This is a genomic window from Acinetobacter sp. AKBS16 (assembly GCF_002899995.1).
GTDB classification, from domain to species: domain Bacteria; phylum Pseudomonadota; class Gammaproteobacteria; order Pseudomonadales; family Moraxellaceae; genus Acinetobacter; species Acinetobacter baumannii.
In genome coordinates this window covers 131,455-132,999 of the sequence record NZ_POYH01000082.1, presented here as the reverse complement: position 1 = coordinate 132,999, position 1,545 = coordinate 131,455, and the positions used below count along the sequence as shown (strand labels likewise).

At 40.0% G+C, this 1,545-nt stretch carries 2 protein-coding genes and 1 pseudogene; all 3 read left to right on the top strand.

Going from position 1 to position 1,545, the window contains the following annotated elements; genetic code table 11:
• Positions 1-400: pseudogene (locus C1642_RS19680) on the top strand (fumarate reductase/succinate dehydrogenase flavoprotein subunit); the annotation flags it as partial.
• A 20-nt stretch (positions 401-420) separates the two neighbouring features.
• The gene (locus C1642_RS15270) at positions 421-666 is read left to right on the top strand and encodes a 4Fe-4S dicluster domain-containing protein (protein ID WP_000864074.1); all 246 of its coding nucleotides are present in this window, start codon (positions 421-423) and stop codon (positions 664-666) included.
• 19 nt (positions 667-685) lie between these two features.
• A partial coding sequence (locus tag C1642_RS19675) for an ABC transporter substrate-binding protein (protein ID WP_228153925.1) occupies positions 686-1,545 on the top strand: 860 nt, incomplete at its 3' end.

Here is a 1,545-nt window from a genome sequence, read left to right as displayed (position 1 = left end):
AAATGACTATTTGCAGCCCCCTAAAACTCGCCAAAAAATGGAAATTGGGCTCAAGCGTTTTGAAGAAATTAAACAGGATATTAAGCGAATTTCTGCCAGAAACCCACATGAGCTGATGCGTGCCGCTGAAGTTTCTTTTATTCGAGATTGTGCGGAAATGGCAGCAAGAGCTTCACTGTTTAGAGAGGAAAGCCGCTGGGGACTGTACCACTATAGAGCAGATTTCCCTCAAAAGAATAACTCGGATTGGTTCTGTCACGCGCATTTGAAAAAAGATGAACACGGCAACATGGTCAGTTTCAAAAAGCCAATCGAGCCTTATGTGGTTCCGATTAATCAAGATGAAGCTGTGTCGTATGACCGTTTACGCATTCAAAAAGATGTTGCTCTAGCAGACTAAATAAATCAGGAATTCAAATCATGGCTTTTATTTTTAAAGAAGTACAGCACCGTACTGTCGCACCCGTCATTATCGATGAAGATAAATGTATTGCTGATAAAGGGTGCACTGTCTGTGTAGATGTTTGTCCAATGGATTTATTGGCAATCGATCCAACAACCCAAAAAGCTTATATGCAATTTGATGAATGTTGGTATTGCATGCCTTGTGAAAAAGACTGCCCAACAGATGCAGTCAAAGTAAATATCCCATACCTACTCAAATAATTAATTTGGAATACGTAACATGAGACAAAATAAATTGATCAATAAAAAACTATTACTCAGTAGCTTAATTGGTGCCATGGTACTCGGCACTTTGGGGTGCGGCAGTAAAACAGAAACTGTGCGTGTCGCCATTGGTACACAAGACACGACCATTAACTGTGCAACAGGTGGGTTGCTAATTCGTGAATTGAATTTATTACCAAAATATTTGCCTAAAGATGGTAAATACAAACACGTTAAATATGATATTCAATGGAAAAACTTTACCTCTGGTGCACCACTTACCAGTGAGATGGTGGCTGGGCGTCTAGATTTGGGAGCAATGGCTGACTTTCCTGCTGTGAATAATTTAGCGGCATTTAAAAAAGCTGGGAAAGAAAGCATATTTTTAGCGCCATTGTCAGGCAGTATTAATGGTAGCGGTAATGCGATTGTTGTTCCAATTGACTCAAAAGTAACATCACTGAAAGAACTAAAAGGACAAACCATTTCCGTACCTTTTGCTTCAACTGCTCATGGACTATTGCTACGAGCGATTCAGGCTGAAGGCTGGCAACTTGATAAAGATATTAAAGTGATTGCTCAGGCGCCAGAAGTGGCGGGACCTGCATTAAAAAGTCATAAGATTGCTGCACATGCTGACTTCGTACCATTTGGAGAGTTATTTGCTTACCAAGGTTTTGCTAAAAAAATCTATGATGGTTCACAAGCAAAATCACCTACATTTCATGGATCACTTGCGAGCAAGGATTATGCACAGCAGCATCCAGAAGTTATAAAAGCCTATTTACAAGCAACTATTGAAGCGAATCGTCTGATTCAGGAACAGCCAGAAAAATATAGTGAACTTATTGCTGAAAAAACAGGTATTCCTGCCGA

What these genes read in the sequence shown, in the direction of transcription:
- C1642_RS15270 (WP_000864074.1), top strand. Translation starts at nt 421, where the DNA reads ATGGCTTTTATTTTTAAAGAAGTACAGCACCGTACTGTCGCACCCGTC.